At 39.0% G+C, this 15,746-nt stretch carries 15 protein-coding genes and 1 pseudogene; 5 read left to right on the plus strand and 11 right to left on the minus strand.

Annotated features, from left to right (window positions below; genetic code table 11):
- The first annotated feature begins 504 nt into the window (after window positions 1-504).
- Entirely contained in the window at window positions 505-1,419 is a 915-nt protein-coding gene (locus BN997_RS21005; protein ID WP_042535237.1) for a COX15/CtaA family protein, read from the plus strand.
- 222 nt (window positions 1,420-1,641) lie between these two features.
- Here the strand turns inward: BN997_RS21005 and pyc are convergent, their stop codons facing one another.
- The 3 genes from pyc to BN997_RS21020 all read right to left on the minus strand — a co-directional run bounded on the left by pyc (window position 1,642) and on the right by BN997_RS21020 (window position 7,315).
- A complete protein-coding gene (gene pyc, locus BN997_RS21010; RefSeq protein WP_042535238.1) occupies window positions 1,642-5,082 on the minus strand; it encodes a pyruvate carboxylase in 3,441 nt (1,146 codons plus the stop codon).
- The gene (gene ftsW, locus BN997_RS21015; RefSeq protein ID WP_042535240.1) at window positions 5,079-6,263 is read right to left on the minus strand and encodes a putative lipid II flippase FtsW; all 1,185 of its coding nucleotides are present in this window, start codon (window positions 6,261-6,263) and stop codon (window positions 5,079-5,081) included. Before ftsW ends, pyc begins: the two co-directional genes overlap by 4 nt.
- A 770-nt stretch (window positions 6,264-7,033) precedes the next feature.
- Entirely contained in the window at window positions 7,034-7,315 is a 282-nt protein-coding gene (locus BN997_RS21020) for an Fpa/YlaN family protein (protein ID WP_042535242.1), read from the minus strand.
- Between the two features lie 298 nt (window positions 7,316-7,613).
- Between BN997_RS21020 and BN997_RS21025 the strand changes: the two genes are divergently transcribed.
- A complete protein-coding gene (locus tag BN997_RS21025) occupies window positions 7,614-8,060 on the plus strand; it encodes a hypothetical protein (RefSeq protein WP_042535244.1) in 447 nt (148 codons plus the stop codon).
- 54 nt (window positions 8,061-8,114) lie between these two features.
- Here BN997_RS21025 and BN997_RS21030 read toward each other — a convergent pair whose 3' ends face one another.
- The gene (locus BN997_RS21030; protein WP_042535245.1) at window positions 8,115-8,396 is read right to left on the minus strand and encodes a hypothetical protein; all 282 of its coding nucleotides are present in this window, start codon (window positions 8,394-8,396) and stop codon (window positions 8,115-8,117) included.
- Between the two features lie 410 nt (window positions 8,397-8,806).
- Between BN997_RS21030 and BN997_RS21035 the strand changes: the two genes are divergently transcribed.
- On the plus strand, window positions 8,807-9,010 hold the full coding sequence (locus tag BN997_RS21035) for a YlaI family protein (protein WP_042535247.1): 204 nt from the start codon (window positions 8,807-8,809) through the stop codon (window positions 9,008-9,010).
- A 130-nt stretch (window positions 9,011-9,140) separates the two neighbouring features.
- On the opposite strand, the gene BN997_RS21040 is transcribed toward BN997_RS21035, so the two are convergent.
- Window positions 9,141-9,449, minus strand: a complete 309-nt coding sequence (locus tag BN997_RS21040) for a YlaH-like family protein (RefSeq protein WP_042535249.1) — start codon at window positions 9,447-9,449, stop codon at window positions 9,141-9,143.
- Window positions 9,450-9,621: 172 nt separating this feature from the next.
- Between BN997_RS21040 and BN997_RS23325 the strand changes: the two genes are divergently transcribed.
- A complete protein-coding gene (locus BN997_RS23325) occupies window positions 9,622-9,795 on the plus strand; it encodes a DUF5325 family protein (RefSeq protein WP_175297073.1) in 174 nt (57 codons plus the stop codon).
- On the opposite strand, the gene BN997_RS21045 is transcribed toward BN997_RS23325, so the two are convergent.
- From BN997_RS21045 to BN997_RS21055, 3 genes and pseudogenes are all read right to left on the minus strand, one after another.
- The gene (locus tag BN997_RS21045) at window positions 9,796-10,602 is read right to left on the minus strand and encodes an inositol monophosphatase family protein (RefSeq protein WP_042535250.1); all 807 of its coding nucleotides are present in this window, start codon (window positions 10,600-10,602) and stop codon (window positions 9,796-9,798) included.
- Window positions 10,603-10,819: 217 nt separating this feature from the next.
- Window positions 10,820-12,048, minus strand: a pseudogene (gene tnpB / locus BN997_RS21050) (IS200/IS605 family element RNA-guided endonuclease TnpB).
- A gap of 211 nt (window positions 12,049-12,259) precedes the next feature.
- A complete protein-coding gene (locus BN997_RS21055) occupies window positions 12,260-12,448 on the minus strand; it encodes a hypothetical protein (RefSeq protein ID WP_042535252.1) in 189 nt (62 codons plus the stop codon).
- A 295-nt stretch (window positions 12,449-12,743) separates the two neighbouring features.
- Between BN997_RS21055 and BN997_RS21060 the strand changes: the two genes are divergently transcribed.
- Window positions 12,744-13,376 (plus strand): YktB family protein, encoded by a 633-nt coding sequence (locus BN997_RS21060; RefSeq protein WP_042535254.1) that lies wholly within the window; start codon window positions 12,744-12,746, stop codon window positions 13,374-13,376.
- A gap of 40 nt (window positions 13,377-13,416) precedes the next feature.
- On the opposite strand, the gene BN997_RS21065 is transcribed toward BN997_RS21060, so the two are convergent.
- The 3 genes from BN997_RS21065 to BN997_RS21075 are packed head-to-tail and all read right to left on the minus strand — an operon-like array spanning window position 13,417 to window position 15,562.
- Entirely contained in the window at window positions 13,417-13,686 is a 270-nt protein-coding gene (locus BN997_RS21065; RefSeq protein ID WP_042535256.1) for a UPF0223 family protein, read from the minus strand.
- 2 nt (window positions 13,687-13,688) lie between these two features.
- Window positions 13,689-14,651 carry an NAD(P)H-dependent flavin oxidoreductase gene (locus BN997_RS21070; RefSeq protein WP_042535258.1) on the minus strand — a complete coding sequence of 321 codons (963 nt, stop codon included), beginning with the start codon at window positions 14,649-14,651 and terminating at the stop codon, window positions 13,689-13,691.
- A gap of 20 nt (window positions 14,652-14,671) precedes the next feature.
- Window positions 14,672-15,562 carry a polysaccharide deacetylase family protein gene (locus BN997_RS21075; protein ID WP_042535260.1) on the minus strand — a complete coding sequence of 297 codons (891 nt, stop codon included), beginning with the start codon at window positions 15,560-15,562 and terminating at the stop codon, window positions 14,672-14,674.
- Window positions 15,563-15,746 lie beyond the last annotated feature (184 nt).

Consider the following 15,746-nt stretch of genomic DNA (forward strand, 5'->3'; position numbering starts at 1 on the left):
AGCATGGATTTCTATGACAATCTAATGAACTTTTATATAATATATTACAACTATTTGAACATCCAGCTAAAAAGTTGTCTCGGAAAATAGATAAAGAAAATGAATTATGTATATTTTCTATTTTTTATAAAACGGCAACTGTTCTTCTGCATACTAATCCATACTATATTTCTAGCAAACATAACTGAATTATGCAAGCTTTTTTTTTTGCTGATGAAAACTTCAAAAAAACATGATACTATTAAGATTGGTATTTGGGTTTTATTTTTGGAATAAAGTCATTTTGTCTGTCTTTATTTGTTAAACGGATGATATCAAAAATCAATGCAAAATATTTATCTTATTCGTCCCTGATACAATTTTTCAAATAGGGAAAGCTGTGCTTCTATACAGGCATTACAAGCGGATGTTAGATTTTGTTCAAAATTGGAAAGCGTTTCCCGCATGATTTTTGGTACACTGGAGATATTGGATAATTTACATAAGAAGTGAGGTTGCATAGATATGTTAAAAATACTAAAAATACTATCTGTGACAACGGCCATTGGAATGCTTCCCCTTCTTTTAGGAGGAGCACTTGTTACAAAAACAGGTTCAGCGGATGGATGCGGAGACAGCTGGCCGCTGTGTGAAGGCGAACTTCTCCCTGCTAACCTTCATTTTGAAATGATTGTTGAATTAAGTCATCGAATGGTCAGCGGCGCAGTTGGTATATTGGTGCTTTTACTTGCTATTCTTTCCTGGAAAGCATACAGACATCATAAGGAAGTTATTTTTTTAAGTTTTTCTGCATTATTTTTTATTATTGTACAAGCACTGGTCGGTGCAGCAGCAGTGGTCTGGGGACAATCTGACTTTATATTGGCTACCCATTTCGGGATATCTTTAATTTGTTTTTCTGCTGTTTTTTTACTTATGCTATTATTCTTTGAAATTGATAAGAAATTACATACAGAAGATATCCATATTAAAAAATCTCACCGAATTGAAATCTATGCGATAACGGTTTATACAATGTGTGTGGTATATAGCGGGGCACTGGTACGTCATACGAATTCCATCCTGGATTGTACCGATTGGCCATTTTGTTCCAATTCAGAGCCATTTGCCTTTGCAAGCTATTCCTTTCATCAATGGGTCCAGATGGGGCATCGTTTTGCAGCTGGAATCTTATTTTTGTGGACAATCCTTTTAACAGTCCGTATGCTAAAGAAATATAGCCGCAGCGAGGTTATGAGATGGGGCTGGATAATTACGCTGTCACTGATTACATTGCAGGTTATCTCCGGCTCGCTCATCATTTTTACACAGCTTAATTTATTTATTGCACTAGCCCATGCACTATTTATTACATGTTACTTTGGAATGCTGACTTATTTTATCCATCTGTCTTTCCGAAGCAGCAGAAAAGAAAAATAATCGAATCTATTATATTTCAATATTCCAGCCAAAAAATAGAAGGGACCTTGCTTGCACTTAAACAAGGGTCCCTTTTTTTATCCATAGCTTTAATCTGAAGTTGCTCCGATTGAGAATTTATCCTTCTCTTTTGTACAGGTTGGTGCCATCCCCTTCCCCAATAATCATCCATTACACAACAAGCCCCTTGGCTGATTCACCAAGGGGCTGTTTTTATTTTGTTTATTCAAATTCAATTAATAAATCATTTACCGCAATCGAGCTGCCTGCTTGCGCATGGATTTCTTTAACCACTCCATCAAGCGGTGCCTGTACGGATGTTTCCATTTTCATTGCTTCATTTGTCATCAGATGCTGTCCTTTTTTAACCGTATCTCCCTTGGCACAATGTACTTCAAGGACGGTTCCAGGCATCGTTGCGCCTACGTGCTTTGGATTGGATTTATCTGCTTTCGGATTGGCTGCGATCGCAGACTCAATACTATTATCACGGACGACGATTTCTCTGCTCTGCCCATTTAATTCGAAATAAACAACACGGGTGCCGTCTTCTTTCGGCTCAGAAATAGAAACCAGCTTCACAATCAGGGTTTTCCCTTTTTCAATTTCTACTTCAATCACTTCACCAAGCTTCATGCCGTAGAAGAATGTCGGTGTGTCTAATACGGACATATCGCCATACGTATTCAAGAAATCCTCGTAATCTTTGAATACCTTTGGATATAATGCATAGGAAATCAAATCATGGCTGTTGACCGGACGATTCAGTTCATTATAAAGTGTATCACGCATTTCTTTAAAATCAACGTCTTCCAATAGCTCCCCAGGTCTTACAGTGATTGGTTTTTTATCTTTTAAAATCAGCTTTTGCAGTTTTTCCGGGAAGCCTTGGTAAGGCTGTCCGATATATCCTTGTGCAAATTCAATCACCGAATCAGGGAAATCAATGGATTCGCCTTTTTCATAGATTGTTTCCTCTGTTAAATCGTTTTGCACCATGAAGAGCGCCATATCTCCGACCACTTTGGAGGATGGAGTAACCTTGACAATATCACCGAACATATCATTCACCGTACGGAACATTGCTTTCACTTCATTCCAGCGATCGCCAAGCCCTACCGCTTTTGCCTGCTGCTGCAGGTTGCTGTATTGACCGCCTGGCATTTCATGCTGATAGATTTCTGTATGCGGCGCATTCATGCCGCTTTCGAAATCTTTATAGAACTGGCGGACACCTTCCCAATACTGGCCAATTTCTTCAAATTTTTCAATATCCAGCGCTGGTTGATATGCTTTTCCTTCTAAAGCATAGTACAGTGACTGTGCACTTGGCTGAGAAGTCATCCCTGCCATCGAACCAACCGCGACATCAACCGCATCGACTCCTGCTTCAATCGCTCTCGAATAAGCGTACACTCCATTGCCGCTGGTATCATGCGTATGCAGGTGAATCGGAATATCGACGGTTTCTTTTAATGTGCTGATCAGCTGATAGGCTGCTTCCGGCTTCAGCAAGCCTGCCATATCCTTGATTCCCAGAATATGAGCGCCAGCTGTTTCCAGTTCTTTAGCCATATTCTTATAGTAGTCAAGATCATATTTTTGTCTGCCTGTGTCTAGGATATCACCCGTATAACAGATTGCAGCTTCTGCAATTTTATCCGTTTTGCGGACGTTATCGATGGCTACCTGCATGCCCTCCACCCAGTTCAAGCTGTCAAAAATACGGAAGACATCAATACCAGCTTCGGCACTTTTCTTCACAAATAATTCGATTACATTATCCGGATAGTTTTTGTATCCAACCGCATTGCTTGCACGCAGCAGCATCTGGAATAACACATTCGGCATGCGCTTTCTCAAATGCAGCAGTCTTTGCCAAGGATCCTCTTTCAAGAAACGGTAAGCAACATCATAGGTTGCACCGCCCCACATCTCTACAGAAAATAGATTTGGCAGTAATTTTGCGGTCGGCTCTGCAATGTGCAATAAGTCATTAGTACGAACGCGTGTAGCCAGTAAAGATTGATGGGCATCACGGAATGTGGTATCGGTCAGCATCACCTGTTTTTGATCCTTCAGCCATTTAGCAAGTCCTTCTGGACCGCGTTCATCTAAAATTTGTTTCGATCCCGGCTGTGTTTCAATATTTTCTGTGTTCGGAATAATCAATTTATCAAAATCTGGTTTGTCCTGCTTTTCCGCACCATCTACGCCATTTAACGTCGTGTTTGCAATATACGTCAGCATTTTGGTTCCGCGGTCACGGCGCACTGGGAAAATAAACAAATCTGGTGTTTTATCAATAAACGTCGTATCATATTCTCCGGATAAGAACTGTTCATGCAGCATCACATTTTCCAGGAATGGAATATTTGTCTTGATCCCTCTAATTCGGAATTCTTTTAAGTTTCGCACCATTTTAATGGTAGCCTGTTCAAAATCAAGCGCCCAGGTAGAAACTTTTACTAATAATGAATCATAGTGAGGTGAAATAACTGCTCCCTGATACGCATTTCCTGCATCGAGACGGACACCAAATCCGCCGCCGCTGCGGTAAGCATTGATTTTTCCGGTATCCGGCATAAAATCATTCAGCGGGTCTTCCGAAGTCACACGGGATTGAATCGCATAACCTTGTGTTGTAATTTTATCCTGTGTTGGAATACCTACTTCCTTATCATGAAGTCCAAATCCATCCGCAATCTTGATTTGCGTCTGAACGATGTCCACACCGGTAATCATCTCGGTAATCGTATGCTCTACTTGCACACGCGGGTTTACTTCGATAAAGTAAAAATCGTTTTCGGTTACCAGGAATTCCACCGTACCCGCATTGAGATAGTCGACATTTTTCATCAAATCGACAGCTGCCTGACAGATTGCTTCTCTCAGCTCTTCATTTAGAGATAAGCTTGGAGCTACTTCAATCAATTTCTGATGACGGCGCTGTACAGAACAGTCTCTTTCATATAAATGAATAATATTCCCTTGGTTGTCACCAATAATCTGTACTTCAATATGTTTCGGATTTTCAATTAATTTCTCTACATAGATTTCATCGTTCCCAAAGGCAGCCTTTGCTTCTGATTTTGCGCGGTCATAAGCATTGTCCACTTCATTGGCATCCTGCACCACACGCATGCCTCTTCCGCCGCCGCCAAGCGAAGCTTTAATAATAATCGGATAGCCATGCTTATCCCCGAAAGCTTTGACTTCTTCTAAAGAGTTAACCGGGCCGTCACTGCCCGGAATAATTGGTAAATCGGCAGCCAATGCTTGTTCTCTTGCTTTTACTTTATCTCCAAACATATTTAAATGCTGGCTGGTAGGGCCGATAAAAATAATGCCCTCTTCTTCACAGCGCTTTGCAAATTCGATGTTTTCAGAAAGGAAGCCATAGCCCGGATGGATTGCATCCACATCTACTTCTTTTGCTAAAGCAATGATTCCTTCGATATCTAAGTATGCGTCAATCGGCTTTTTCCCTTCCCCGATTAAATAAGCTTCATCCGCTTTAAACCGGTGAAAGGAAGACGAATCTTCGCTGGAGTAAACAGCTACAGTGCGTATATTTAACTCGGTACAAGCCCGGAATACACGTATCGCGATTTCTCCTCTGTTTGCAACTAATACTTTGTTAATTTGCTTTAATTCTGTCATGCTTTACCACCTCTGTACGAATTGATAGATTTTCTGTGGAATAAACTAGGCTTAGGAGCCAGTTCTTCCCTTTCACTTTCTTTCTTATTAACTTGCATAGCTATATTATTAAGAATCCCCATGGATATCATCATAAACAGCAAAGAGGATCCTCCATAACTGATAAATGGCAAGGGAACACCTGTAATTGGCAGAACCCCGCTAATTGCGCCTAAATTAATAAAAGTTTGAATGCCTATCATCGATGCAATCCCAAGTGCAAGCAATGAACCAAAACTATCCTGGCATCGTCTGGAAATATAGAGTCCTCTAAAGACAATGGCAGCAAGTAAACCTAAAACGATCGCTACCCCTATAAATCCGAGTTCTTCCGCAATAATGGCCATAATAAAATCCGTATGACCTTCTACCAGAAAGCCCAGTTTTTGGATACTTTGTCCTAATCCTTCTCCTGTCCAGCCGCCCACACCAATCGCAACATACGACTGGATTAATTGATACCCGTTTAAATCCGGCGAATTAAACGGCTGGTAAGCACCAGTAAAACGGGAGAGTCTTTCTTCCGTTACCATGTTTGGAATGGCAAATGCAAGCAGCAGCAAGCCGGCAAAAACAAGAATAGATAAATGTCTCCATTTGATACCAGAAGCAAAGATAACAGAGCATGCCATCAAAAATATAATAGCAGCTGTTCCAACATCCGGCTGCGCCACAATTAATCCAAGAACGACGGCAGTGATGATAAGCGGAGGCAGCACTCCTTTGCTAAACTGGTCTAAGTAAGCCTGCTTTTTAGAATATATTGCAGCTAAATACATAATCAGACCAAGCTTAGCGACCTCTGCAGGCTGCAAGCTGAATGGACCAAACCGAAACCACGACCTTGCATTATTGACTGTATCTCCAAAGAAAAGAACAGCTACAAGTAAGATAATACAAGATATAATGATTATCTTCATCAGTCTTTGATAGATTTGGTACGGCAAGAAGGATGTAACCGCGAATCCAATAAGTGCAACAATAAAGAATACTAATTGCCTGTTAAGATAAAAATTACTGTCTGAACCTTCCACAACAGCTAATACCATACTTGCACTATATACCATTACTACTCCAAAACCAGCTAATAGAATTGGCGTAATCATCAATGTGAAATCGAAGTGCTTCCAATTTTTTAACATTATTTTTCTCCTAGTCACTATGTAAGTTTAAGTGTGTGTTCAAAAAGTCCGTTAAAAAAGACCGAGAAGTTCGAGGCAGCGCAGCTTTGAGCAACGATTTTAATGGGGCGAGTAATCGCAGTCCCCAGCGGAATGTATGCCGTTAAATACATGAGCAACGGCTTTAATAGACCGAGTAATCGCAGGTCTCAGCGGAAAAGCAAGCTAACGAAGAAATTCGATGTGTCATTTTTGGCGGACTTTTTGAACATCCTTTTTTAAGAGATTTTTAACAGTATATCATATTTTTAATAGAGCTGTTATAATTATCTCTCATTTGTCAGTATACATTTTTTAACATATAGGAAACAACAGGAAGCTCTAAAAATTTATTCTAACCTGCATGGTTACGCATTTTTTAGTATTCCAACCATTCTTCAGCTTCCTTTTGTTACGTATGTAATTATTTCATTTTCATTTTTGAAACGTCTTCATCTTTTCTTTCCTAATTTAAGATTCAGCCAGCCTTCACGTATTTTTTCTATCAATATAGTAAGGATAACATGAGCATACACATTAAAAGCCGCAATCCTTCGAATTATCCTGCCTGAAAAAGTGAAAGCTGTTGCCGAACTTTTTTTGGATTCAAAGCTCAAATTCAGCCGTGACTACTCCTGAATAAGAATCAATGCACACTGACAATTGTTATTCTCCAACTTATAAAAAAACCTTGCCGTTTGTTAAATTGGCAAAGTTTTATTATGGTACTGTCCCAGCAGCGGCAAATATACTCACAATGTACGTTGTGAAGCCTCATGTAATATATTAAGCTTTTTCTCCAGGTTTCCCAATAAATTTCGTCCTTCTTCTTCTGTAATCAATTCCAGACGAACTGCAAAATCAATTTCTCTAGATAAGCCAAACATCTGCGTATCCAGTACATCTTCATATACAGGACATTGTGGCATCGTCAAATTTTCTATCTGAACCTCGATTAAACGAAGTATCTTATCAGCATCAGCTTTCAAAAGAGCGTGGGCTTTTTCACGGTGATTAATCGTTACATCAGGCATCAATATAATCCCCTCCGCATTTTAACATTCTTTATATAATATTATCGCTACAAGCACAAAAATGCAAACATAACTTAAGTATAATGTTAAAAATACGCTTTTTATTCCTTTTTTTGTTAAAATCAAGGGCAGGCAGATGTTGCAGCTTTCTGAATTAAAATAGATGAAAGTACTCCTAATCTTTGCTATTCTAATAGTTGGAAGTACGTGCAAACTGCATTTGTGAAGCAAACGCTTCCCTATCTTGATTTGCACTGCATGCATGCATGTATGTATATACGTAGGGGGATAAAATAATATGATCGTAATGATTAAAGGAAATGTCGGCTATCCTATCACACTTGATCCAACTGTATGGATTTTTGATGATAGAAAAGTGGAATTAGAAAAAGCTTTTACGGAACCAGAAGAACAAGAAACATTTACTTCAAACTTTCAAAAACCGCCTGTAAACCGGAGTATCTCGAAGATGGAAGGGGAAGCATATTTAAAAAACAGCTATGTTATCCCATTGCATGATTTTCTGAATAATGCAGAACCAAAAGCAGACGCTGCGGAAGTTGAATTTATTAAAAGCAATGGAGAAAACGAAAAAATAGCTTTAGAAGACGCCAAGAATGGTTATTTGCTTTTTTCCTTAGAAGGAAAGCCGCTTCGTGAAGACGGCCCCGTTCACTTTTATTATAAAGATGGCTCTAATCAGGATAATCCAATTAAGTATATTAAAGAAATTCATATTCATTAATCATTAACAAAGTCCGCCCGCTGTCTATAAAATAAACAGCGGGCGGACTTTCTATTATCTTTTTTCATTTTCTTCTTTTGACAGCTGATTCATTTCAGCCTTTTTTTCATTATAGTACTGTACTCCAAATTGCGACCCCTCGGAAACCATTTTAGCATTTTCCAATTGATCCAATTCTTCTTCCGTAAATTCATCAGGTTTTCCGGCGTTTTCAAATACCCTTAAAGTTCCCAGCGATGATTTTATTTTTTTTCGTTTCTTTCTATCTGTCAATAATACACCGGCAACTCCCGCTCCGACTGCTCCTAATGCTGATACCACATATCTTTTTTTCATGTTATCATCCTTTCCATAAATTGAAACTTCATTTTACTTAAGGAATCCCTTTCCCCTGCTTCCTCAGGCAAAATAGGATTGCTGAAAATCAGGCACTTCTTTATTGTTATCATTCCCACTTCTCACCTTTTCAAACTTTGATTATTTAATTAGCTCTATAAAATATGCTATACTTATAGTGTGTTATATAAGAGAATGCTCAAAAAGCCCAATAAAAATGACACGGCGATGCGCAGCGGTAGTCTTCGGAGATGCTAGTGCCGGAATTGCGCCAGAACGCTTCGACGAAGTACGTAATCCCAAACCTGGAACATCGCATTCATAGCTGGCCGGTCTTTTTCATCATACTTTTTGAACAGGCACTTTCTAAAGAAATTGTTTTACTCTTATTACCGAATTGAGGTGGAAACATGCAGGTTAAATGCACCATATGCGATAAAGTGGAAGAAATAGAAAATAATTCACCACATGCGAAAAGATTGCGCAATCGCAGAAAAAATATTCATTTATGTACTACTTGCTATGACCGCATTGAAGAAAATACAAAAAAAAGACTGGCAACAGGAAAATTTCGCTTTTATCAAGAAGAAAAGAAAGTAGATGATTTCCTATAACCTGTATTTTTTTATTCCATTAAAAAGCAGAGAAGCCGATTATCGACTCTCTGCTTTTTTAAGTGATATCCACTTTTTCCTAATAACTTTCTCCGATTTAAAAACGGACGGCTTCTCATACTTTTTTTGCTTATGCATTATCCTCTTGTACATCGCTGCGATTTTTTCTCTCTCGATGCAGACGAAAACGGTATATCCCCAACACTAATATGATAATAATCAAGCATTCTATTGTAGGCATTCTCATTACCGTGGAGAAGATAGTTATAACAAATGTTCCAACCATTAATAGTATGTATACAATGATATTTTTTGCAATCGGGAGCTTTTTTGCAAAGCCCAGCTGATAAGCTATTGCTGAAAGAATTAGATTCATTACATAAAAAATCCAGAAAATATTGTCGGTTCCATTCAATTCAAAGACATAATCAAATACCATAACTTACATGCCACCTTATCTAATAGAAGATACACATTTACACGCTTCCTTAATCATACTAAAAGTGCTTTCATATGACTAGAGAAAAATGAAAAATTATATGTCTGTTTTTTGAAGTTCTCGTTATTATCCTTTATACTGGTTTGTGGACAAATAGTAAAGGCGGTTGAAAATGAAGAAAATTGATATTTCCATGCTATTATTAGCATTTCTAGTTGTTCTGTTATTTATTTTAGTGGGATTGGCTATTGCTTTTCGAAATGTATGGGCCATCATTTTATGTATTATCCTAGCATTTTCTGTATTCGGATTTGCAATGTCCAGAAAGAAAAAAAGGAAGGGATGATTATTTCCTTCCTTCCTTTAAAAATCCTATAATGGAATCATGGATTGCGGGATTAGCCACGACAGCCGGTGCTCTTTCCAGCGGGTTCCAAGGGTTTCCGTCTACATCTCCGGCAACACCGCCAACTTCCTGATTCAATATAATTCCGCCGGCAACGTCCCATGGTGCCAGACTTAAAGCAAGATAAGCATCTTGAACCCCTTCAGCTACACTCGCTAATTCTAATGCTGCCGATCCAATTGTCCGTGTACCTCTTACCGTACGCACAAATTTTTGCATAACTGGATAACTTACCACACGATTCTCACATAACCAAAAATGGTTCATGCCGATAATGGATTCTTCCAATTTTTTCTTTTTATCTAATGGTTCTAATCGGGTTTCATTTTTAAAGGCACCTTCACCGCGCTTAGCATGGTAAAGCTGATCACCCATCACATCATAAACAAAACCAATCTCACCTATGCCATTATGTAGAATACCAATAGATATTGCAAATGAGCGTTTTTGGTGGACAAAGTTCATTGTTCCGTCAATCGGATCAATAATCCATATAGTTCCGTCGACACTAGACAATGTGTCCCCGAAGCCTTCCTCGCCAATAATGTGATGCTCTGGATAAGCTTGATGAATCCGGTCTACAAAGAATTTTTCCGTTTGTTTATCCAGAGCCGTTACTAAATCATTCGGATTAGATTTTGTTTCAATATCCAGCGGATCATTCATATGCTCTCGAATTTCGGTCCCTGCCTCATATATCCAACGTTTTGCTGTTTCATAAATTTTCTGTCTTTGTTGCTGATTCATTTATATATCGCCTCCAAAAACTACATGTAAGCTTATTTTATCAGACTCCTCTTTATTAAACCAATCCTAAACTTACTATAAAGGAATAATTGAGGATGGAAATATTCAATAAACAACCCTAATATGCTCTTTCTTTTGAACTACCCCCACTTATCAACCTTCAAGGTGCTTGAAGTAGGAGATTCCTAAGAACACCAACCTACCGGTCAGTTATGGATTAGGCTATCCCCGCAGTTTCTGCGGTTAATCGCAATGCTTCTTTACGAAGTTTCCTGCTTGTGTTTCTCTCTCTTTGGTGATGGCATTGACAGATATCACACGTCCATGCACGCAAAGCGAGATTTTTAACGTCTTTGTTTTGGTGTCCACAATTGGAATACAGCTGACTGGATGGATAGTTTTTAGCGATCGTAACGACCTGTTTTCCATACCAGGCCGCTTTATATTCCAGCATCGTCTGGAACGCAGACCAGGATACATCGCTAATCGCTTTCGCAAGATTACGATTTTTTAACATGTTTTTCACAAACAAATCTTCTATTCCGGTGATATCGTGGTTTAGGCCAACAGGATGTTGGTCATGCAAGCGTTGCCGCAGGACGCGGCAATTTTAGCTTGTCTCCTTATTGGTGGAGATTTTATCTAACATGTCTTTTCTTTTATTGGCAATTTTTTCATGAAGCCGGGCTACTTTTCGTTTTTGTTTCTGCCAATTCGCTGAGCCCACCTGTCGCCTTGAAAGAATCACCTGCGCTTTTGCCAGCTTCTTTTCTAATGTCTGGAAAAACCTTGGATTTTCATACACCGTCCCATCGGAAAGGGTTGCAAAATCGGTTAATCCGACATCGATGCCTACAGAGGAACCTGTTTTTTCATCGTGTCCAATTTCTGTTTCAACTACAATCGAAACAAAGTACTTGCCTGAAGGATTGCGCCCGATTGTTGCATTGACAATACGCCCTTCCAGTTCCCGACTTTTGGCAAAACGAACCAATCCGAGCTTAGGCAGTTTGATATGTTTATCCAATACAGCAATGTTTCCATTGACATATTTGGTTGTATACGATTAAACAGGATTCTTTTTTGATTTAAAACGAGGTGCCTTGTTCTGTTTCTTGTAATAACGTGTATAGGAATCGTTCACGTTTTCAACGGCTTTTTGAAGGGCAATGCTATCAACTTCTTTGAGGAAAGGATAGGTTTTCTTCAATTCTGGAACCGCTTTGATTGCCTTATTTTTATTGAAAAATTCGCCCTTCCAATTATTTTGAAGAAGCTGTCCGTTTTGTACCATTTCATTCACCGTATGCTAATAGTGGCCTTTTTCTTTTTGTTTTCCTGTAAAATAGTTGTAGACAAAGCGGGAGCAGCCGATTGTCTTATGGATGAAGGTGATTTGTTTTTGTTCGGATAGATACGAAAACGAAATGCTTTTGTTATTTTCATAGCTTCTAACCTCCTCCTGTCTATTATATCAGAAGAAGGACGATTCCGGAACATTTGTTCGATTCAGCATTGGACAGTCGAGACACCAAAAAGCAATCTTTTGTGCATAGGAGATTCACCTCCCCCTTACCTCTACGCGATTGAAGAGGGCGTTTTCTCTCCTTTTTTTTGATAAAGAAAGCGGCTATATATTAGGGTATTCTGATATTATTTAATCGATAAGGCTTATCCACTGCTCGCTGAGCTGCTTCAGCCTCTCTTTAGATTTGATAATTTGTACAGTATCTTCCTCCTGCATCGCATCAAATAACGTTGCCAATTCATAATCAATCTCTAATTTGATGACAGGGAGACGTTCTTCTGCTTCTTTTCGACGGAGAGCTTCCATAACATATTTCATCCTATCACTCCTTTATAAGGAAATTCACATTTCACCTGAGAGCCTATCATTTCTTTTCGTTTCATGTATGTGCTATATATTATGATTCACGAGATAAATTGTTCACTAAAAACTAAAAAATCAATCTTATTCTTACCTCACTATACCCTCTTTTTGAAGTATTAAACATTTCTCCCGGGCAAAAACAATTGCTTTTTAATCGTCCTCTTTTAACGTCTTCTGCTCTCGCTTGACTTCTTATTACAGATAAAGAATAATAATTTATATTAAAAAGGTATATACACCAAAGGAAAGGATGGTATTTGTGGAATTACGTCATTTTACAAAAGAAGATTTTCAAACATTTACAATTGATGGATTAGATGAGCGTATGGAAGCTATCCAGAATAGAATACAGCCAAAATTTCAAGCTATCGGAGAAGAACTTGTTTCCTATTTGTCTGAGAAAATAGACCAGGAGCTTTATTTACATATTGCCCGACACGCTCGCAGAAGTGTAAATCCGCCGAATGATACATGGCTGGCAATTGCAGATAACAAAAGGGGCTATAAAAAGCACCCTCACTTTCAAGTCGGATTATTTGATGATCATTTATTCATTTGGCTGGCACTTATTTATGAATTACCAAACAAATCAAAAATTGCAGCGAGCTATTTAGATCATTTTGAAGAAATAAAAACTCTTCCTGCGTCATTTGTTGTTTCATTAGATCACACTAAAAAGGATGCCATTTCCTTAGAAGCGCTAACGGAAAAAGAGATAGAACGTTTCCGCGATGTAAAAAAAGCCGAGTTCTTGATCGGCAGACATCTATCCTATGATGATCCGATTTTACAAAATGATAAAGAACTATTTACAACGATAACAGAAACCTATGAACAGCTGCTCCCGCTTTACAAATTGGCAATCGACAGCCGTGATGCATAAAAGAAATCCCCTAAACGACATAAAGTTTAGGGGATTTCTTTCATTTTATCGAAATAAAAGCTTCTTCCGACTCTCTTGCTTTTTTCACGACATGGTAGCTGGAGTATCCAGAAGAACGCTTAAATTCTTCAAATAATTGCTTTTCTTCACTTTTTGACGGAACAATCTCTTTAAAGCGCCGATATAAAGAAAGAAGATCAGACCGTCTGACTTTTTTCTCGTATGCCTGCTCAATTAATGAGAAAAAATTGACTACATCAATAATTTCATTTGTCGACCACGTTTCGTCCATGGGGTACGTATAATTCATTTTTACACCTCTTTACTCCATTTTTCTTTAATCTCGTCTGCTTCCCTTATAATGGAGTCCATGACATCTTCTACACTTAAAATCTGCCGGATACGGCTCACGCCTTGGCCCGCCCATCCAAATCCATCTGACGCCTTGCCAGAATGGATATACTTTTGATTTACCTCTCCACTAATATAATCCTTTAACTGCTCGTAATTATTCCCGTACTTTTCTTCCAGCGAGAGAATATTTTCTGTAAAAGGCGTACGTAATGCTCTTGCCGGCGTGCCTAATGAACGTTTAATAACTACGGTATCTCCTTCACCGGCAGATACAATTGCTTTTTTATAATTTATATGCGCCTGAACTTCCTTTGTTGCAATAAATCTTGTCCCCATTTCAATGCCTTCTGCTCCAAGAGCTAGTGCTGCCATCAAGCCTCTTCCGTCGACAATACCGCCTGATGCAATGACGGGAATTTTAAGTTCATCCGCAACCTGCGGCGTAAGAACAATGGTACCCGTATCACTTCTGCCCAAGTGACCTCCGCCTTCTTGCCCTACAACCATTACGGCATCCGCTCCTAATTCCTGCGCTTTGACAGCCTGTCTTACAGATGCAACCAAGACTAATTTTTTGATAGGGTGACCTTTTAACAGGTCAAAGACACCGGCAGGATTTCCTCCAGTTACTGAAACTACTGGCACCTGCTCCTCTACAGCCGCCTTTACCATGTGATCAAATTTTCTGCCGTGCTGCCCAATAGCAAAGTTAACCCCAAAAGGCCGGTCTGTTAACTGTTTTACTTTTTGAATTTCTTCCCGCAATTTTTCTGGAGAGGACAAGCTCATTGCAGTAACCTGTCCCAGCCCGCCAGCATTACTTACTGCTGCAGCAAGATCAGCATAAGCCAAGTATGCCAATCCCCCTTGAATAATCGGATATTTAATATTTAACAGCTTCGTAACCCTTGTTTGATACACGGTTTCCCCTCCACATTATCTTATTCTAATGTTTCAATTAAATTTGGATCAGCTATCTCATAACCCTGATCCCGCAGACCGTCAATAACATCTCCTAATGCTTCATTTGTCCATTCACGATCATGCATCAGCAAGTTCGCGCCCGGTTGGAGCAAGGAATAATTAATATCTATTTCAGGCGCTTCGCCAGAAATAAGAGCTTCTTTTAATTTATCTGCATCCTGATATTCCTCAAAATAGTCAAAACCGTACGTCCAATTCATTAAAACCATTCCTTCTTCCTTTACAACTTCGCGTGAATGATCTGAATTCGCGCCATGCGGTGCCCGAAAGAATTGCGGACGTTCACCAATAATTTCTTCAATTTTATCGTTTAGACTGACGATCTCCTCTGTCTGCTCATCCTCAGGAATTTCCGGGATCACCGGATGAGAATACGTATGGTTACCGATTGGGAATCCCATTTCATGGATGGTTTTCAACGCCTCTTGTCCTTCTTCATCTTCAATAAAGTGTCCATTCACAAAAAATATCGCTTTCGCATCCTTTTCCTGCAATGTTTCAGCCATTTCCAGAGCATACTCATCAGGTGCATCATCAATGGTTAGAAGGACTACGTTCTCGTCTGCATCATCAATAGGGTGAATTGCTGCTGTTTCTTCGTCTATGTAGTAAGCCGGCTCCTGGTCCTCTGTGTTTTCCTCCTCATTGCCTTCTTCTTCCGTTTCTTGTTCATTTGTTTCATTTTCAACCGAATCCTTATTCTCTTGGTTCTCGGTATTTTCTTCTGGCGCTTCTGTCTCCTCCTCAGATTGTTCTGCACTGCTCTCCTCATTATCATTCGAACTGCAGGCCGCCATCGCACCGACTAACAGAATGAATACGACAATAAATCCGCTTTTTCGTAACATATTATCAAGAACCCCCATAATCCATTATAAAATTCTGATTTTATTATAAGTTAATTTTTTACAATGAGCAACCAAAGTATTTATTAAGAAAGGGAATGAAATATGTTTGATTTTTTTAATATTGGGTAGTTAAATAATAAGCTAAAATTACAAAATACATAAAGTGTCACTATCTACATTCTTT

It is taken from the genome of Oceanobacillus oncorhynchi (assembly GCF_000821065.1).
Lineage (GTDB): Bacteria > Bacillota > Bacilli > Bacillales > Amphibacillaceae > Oceanobacillus > Oceanobacillus oncorhynchi.